The organism is Streptomyces barkulensis (assembly GCF_002843305.1).
Classification (GTDB): Bacteria; Actinomycetota; Actinomycetes; order Streptomycetales; family Streptomycetaceae; genus Streptomyces; species Streptomyces barkulensis.
Genome location: NZ_PGSG01000057.1, coordinates 1 through 4,871, shown reverse-complemented (window position 1 = coordinate 4,871; position 4,871 = coordinate 1). Strand labels below are relative to the sequence as shown.

General features: G+C 70.8%; 2 protein-coding genes and 1 pseudogene. 2 read left to right on the top strand and 1 reads right to left on the bottom strand.

All coding sequences use genetic code 11. The features are described 5' to 3' along the window. Positions 1-652 precede the first annotated feature (652 nt). A complete protein-coding gene (locus CUT83_RS11885) occupies positions 653-1,150 on the bottom strand; it encodes a hypothetical protein (protein ID WP_101255824.1) in 498 nt (165 codons plus the stop codon). 272 nt (positions 1,151-1,422) lie between these two features. On the opposite strand from CUT83_RS11885, the gene CUT83_RS11880 reads away from it, so the two are divergent. Together CUT83_RS11880 and CUT83_RS11875 are read left to right on the top strand one after the other, a co-directional pair. Further along, positions 1,423-4,323: a DEAD/DEAH box helicase gene (locus tag CUT83_RS11880; RefSeq protein ID WP_101255823.1), complete on the top strand. Its 2,901-nt coding sequence runs from the start codon at positions 1,423-1,425 to the stop codon at positions 4,321-4,323. Positions 4,324-4,406: 83 nt separating this feature from the next. Further along, a pseudogene (locus CUT83_RS11875) lies at positions 4,407-4,871 on the top strand (NAD(P)-dependent oxidoreductase); the annotation flags it as partial.

Below are 4,871 nucleotides of genomic sequence, written 5' to 3'. Positions count from 1 at the left end.
GGGTACCTCCGCGCTGGCGCGCGGAGCAGCAAACCGCGGCGCTGCGCGCCGCGGTTGCGGCTCGCTGCGCTCGCCGTTCGACGCTTCGCGTCGGGCCTTCGCTGCGCTTCGGCCCCGTGCTGCGCACGGGTGGCTCCCTCCGCTTCGCTGCGGGAGCCGAAAGCCGGCGCTGCGCGCCGGAGGCCCTCGCTGCGCTCGGGGCCGGCCGCTGCCGCTGCGCTTCCCGGCGGCCGGGAGCGGCCCGCGATGCGGGCCGAAGGGGTTCCGCTGTGCTCCACCCCTCGGCACCCACCCAGGCGGGTGGCTGGGGTGGGCGGCTGTCAGCGGGTGAGTGGGGGGCGGGGGTTGGGCCGACTATGGGAGGGGGTGCGGGGCGGTGGTGTGGGTGACGGGTGGTCACGGGGCGAGGAGTTGGGCGGGTTGGGGTGGCGGGTTCCCAATGCGCGGGGATGCATCAGTGTGTAGAGTCTGGGAAAACACACCACCCCCGGAGAACGAGGAACCGGCCCGTGCATGACGAGTGGGAGGCCCTGAAAATCCGCGCACGCGCAGCGGTGCGGCGCAGATCTACGGGTATGGCGCCGGAGCAGGTCGGGTGACACGGACGAGACGCGGGTGTTGGAGCGAGGGGTTTTCTAGGTTTCGCATTGGTTCAGGGGTTTTCCCTGTCTTTCGTTGCTGCGCAGCACTCCAGGAAAGCGTCGGAAACGGATCGTGAGAAGTCGCTTTCCTCATCTGGTGTCACGATGGTCACCAAGGAGAATCCCGCTCCGGCCAGCGTGACGGGGTAGGGCTGATGCTTGAGTCCCACATGCGGGTAGGGGTCCTCCAGGGTCTTCAGTTTCAGGGAGTGCCACCGCGCGGGTTGGTAGAAGAAGGCCACAGGGCCCTCTCCTCTTCTATCCAAGGAGTACCCCTCCGTGTCCCAGAGCGACTCCATGTCTTCGTCTCGGGACAGCAGCACCTCCGCTTGCCCGGCCGGGAGCCGGTGCCGGCCGGGGAGCCACGGCGAGAAATCCGCTTCTGCTTCGTCGGTGTCAACGGCGACCCGGAGGCCGGGCCAGCGCACCCGCCAGCGCCCGAGGAAGCGTTCGATCACCACGGGCGCAGGTCCGGACACCACAACGACCTGATCGAATCCAGTGATCACAACCCGCTCCGTCCAGACACCGGCCCACCCTAGCTGCCGAGCTGCCCCGGGCGCCGGTGCCAGCTCGGCAGCAGCCACCCCACCACAGCGGCGGTCCGGTCCCCGGAACACATCCCGGAAAGAGGACCGGAACCGATACAGGCAGCACCGCGGAAAAGCAGTCGCGCAAACAGCGCAGACACCCATTTTCCGCGCCGAGAGCGGCGCGGAAAAGCATGGCCATACATGCGCTGCGAAAAGACGTTGAGAGAAACAGAACCGGGAGATGAAACATGGGGAGTATCAGGCTTCGGCCACATCAGGTGGAAGCGGTGGACGCGATTGTCCGCGCGCTGGAATACCGTGCAGGACGCGATGTGCCGGCCGAGGGGCTGCGGGTCACGGCGGTGGCCGCCACCGGCGCGGGCAAGACCCTGATCGCCGCCGAGGCCGCGCGTCGCCTGGAGCCGCGGGGGCGGGTGCTGGTCATGGTGCCCACCCTGGACCTGCTCACCCAGACCGTTCAGGCGTGGCGGAAGGCCGGCCACACCGGCCCCGCCGTCGCGGTGTGCTCCCTGGAAGGAGACACCGTCCTGGAGGCGTTGGGGGTGCGGTGCACCACCAACGCGATCCGGCTGGCGCTGTGGGCCGGGAACGGGCCGGTCACGGTGTTCGCCACCTACGCCTCCCTCGCGCCCCGCCAAAAGCCCGGCCCGGCCGACCCGGACGAGGCGATGGTCCAGGTGCCCGGACCACTGGAGGCCGCCCTCCAGGGTGCCTACGGGCAGCAACTGGCACCGTTCAGGCTCGCGGTGGTCGACGAGGCCCACCGCACCAGCGGGGCTCTGGCCAAGCCCTGGGCCGCCATCCACGACAACCGCCGCATCCCGGCGGCACGGCGGCTGTACCTGACCGCCACACCACGCATCTGGGAACCAGCCACCCCTGGGCGGCCGGACGAGGCAGAGGCCACAGAGGGCAGGAACGGGACGCGGAAGGCCCCAGAGGACCGGGGCGGGACTCAGGAGACCACAACCCCGAAGAGCACCGGAAAGGCAGCAGAAGGCGCCTCGGAGGCCGTTGCGGCTCTCCCCGGGCAGGTGGTCGCGAGCATGGACGACGAACGCCTCTACGGGCCGCACGTCTTCACGTTCTCCCTCACCGAAGCCATCGACCGGGACATCCTCGCCCGGTTCGAGATCGATGTGCTGGAGATCCGCCCGCCGGATCTGGGCGACGGCGGGAGCGAGGAGGAACGGCGCGGCCGGCGGCTCGCCGCCTTGCAGGCCGCGCTGGTCAAACACGCAGCCGAGACGGGCGTGCGGTCACTGATCAGCTTCCACCACCGCACCGTGGAAGCGATGGCCTTCGCGCGAGCTCTGCCGGGTACCGCGGCGCGGTTGCATGAGGAGGATCCGGCGACCTATCCGCGACGGGTGTGGGCGGACTGGCTGTGCGGAGAACACGAGCCACAGCGTCGGCGAGCCGTGCTGGGCCGGTTCGCCGACGGGGTTGATGAGCAGGGGTGGGAGACCGAGCTGGCGGTGCTGGCGAACGTACGCGTCCTGGGCGAAGGCGTGGACATCACCGGCCGCCGTGATGTCCACGGCGTCCTCTTCGCCGACGTACGCGGATCAGCCGTCGACATCGTCCAAGCCGTCGGACGGGCGCTACGCCAAAAACCCGGCCAGGGCAAGGTCGCACGGCTGATCGTGCCGGTCTTCCTGGAACCGGGCGAGGCGCCCGACGACATGCTCGCCTCCGCCTCCTACAAGCCGCTGGTGGCCGTGCTGCAGGGGCTGCGCAGCCACTCCGAGGCGGTCGTGGAGCAGCTCGCGGTCGCCACCGCGCCCAGCCGCGGCCGGCCCACCTCCGTCACCGACCTCGACCCCGCACACGGCAGCGGCGGTGGTGGCGGAGGCGAGGACAGGAGTGAGGGAGTCTCGCGGAAGGTGGTGCCGCTGCTGCGGTTCGCCACCCCCCGCGACCCCCACCTGGTCGCACAGTTCGTCCGCACCCGCGTCATCCGGCCCGAAACCCACCTCTGGCTGACCGGCCTCAACGCCCTACGGAAATGGCACCAGCAACAGAACGGAGACAGGGACGGGAACGAGGACCAGGACCACGAGCTCAAGGAGCACGACGACAAGCACGAGGAACACGGCCACGAGCACGGCGGGCGCGAGCACGAGCAGGGACAGGACAGCGTACGAGAACGCCAGGAGCACGGCGACCACCAGACCGCACCGCGGAAGCACAACGACGACAACAGCAACCACGAACACCACGACCACGGAAAGGACGAGGAAACCGGAAAGAGCCGCGCCGCCACCACGGCCCACACACCGGTAGCAGTACCGCTCGATGTCCGCGTCGGCACCTTCCCCCTCGGGCAGTGGATCAGCGAACAACGCCGCGCCTACCGCGCCGGAACACTGGCGACATGGCGGGTGGAGTTGCTGGAGGAAGCCGGCATGGTGTGGTCGGTGCCCGACGCCGCCTTCGAGGAAAACCTCGCCGCCGCCCGCGCCTACTACGCCGTGCACGGGACGCTGTGCGCACCCCGGACCGCCGTCGCACACGGCCGGCCCATCGGCCAGTGGCTCACCAACTGCCGCCGACCCCAAGGGCTGGGCAAAGACCCGGAGCGGGCGGCGCAGCGGGCCGCCCGGCTAGCGGAGATCGACCCCGACTGGAACCCCGCGGAGAAGGGCTGGACGGTCGACTGGCAGCGGCAGTACGCGGCCGTGCGGTCCTGCGTCGACGGCGGCGCCTCCCTGGAGGAGATCCGGCCCGGCGTCACCGTCGGCGGGGAGGATGTCGGACTGTGGCTGGCCCGGCAGCGCTCCCAGTGGGCGCGATTGGCCGACGGGCAGCGCGAGCGCCTGGAGGCGCTGGGCGTTCATCCGACCGCGGTAGCGCCGGGTCGTGAAGCCGGTGCCGGAGACCAGGCGGCGGGGACAGTAGTGGTGCCCGCCGGCGCTTCTGCCTGGGACCGCGCACTCGCCGCACTCCACCAATACCAAGCGCGGGAAGGACACACGCGGGTGCCCCGCAAATGGACCGAAACCATCCACGACCAAGCCGGGCACCAGCACCCCATCCGACTCGGAGTATGGATCAACAACCAACGCCAACGACGACACCGACTGGACGCCGAACACGCCGCCGTACTGGAGGAACTGGGGGTGTAGGACCTCCTGCCGGTATAAGGGCCGGGGCTCTCGCCGTCGGTCGCTGGGAGCGTGTACGGTCCAGCCGCCGGGAAGGGGGATCCATGGGGCGGATGCGAGTGCTGCTGCTGGACGCGGCTCCCGGGGAGCTGCTCGACCGTGAGCTGGAGCGTCTGCTCGGGCACGGTCTGGCCGTCACGCTGAACCTCCGGCGGGTGACCGACCCGGCGGGCGTGCGGGCGGCGTGGGCGGGCCGGGTGGCCTTCGCCGACTTCGACGCCTTCGACGAGTCGGTGCTTGTCGCCGAGACCGTCCGCGACGGGCTCGGTTACCACGCGCTCAAGTCCCGGGCCGGTGTCCCGCTGCGCGCCGCCTTCCTGGCGGCGGCGACCGGCCCGGCGGTGGCCAGCCGGCTGAGGGTGATCGGGCGGGCCGGGGCGGGCACCGACCACGTGGACCTGGCCGCCGCCGACCGCCACGGCGTGGCGGTCACCCACACCCCGGGCTCCAACGCGAACGCGGTCGCGGAGTTCGCCCTGGCCCAGCTGCTCGCCCTGACCCGGAACCTG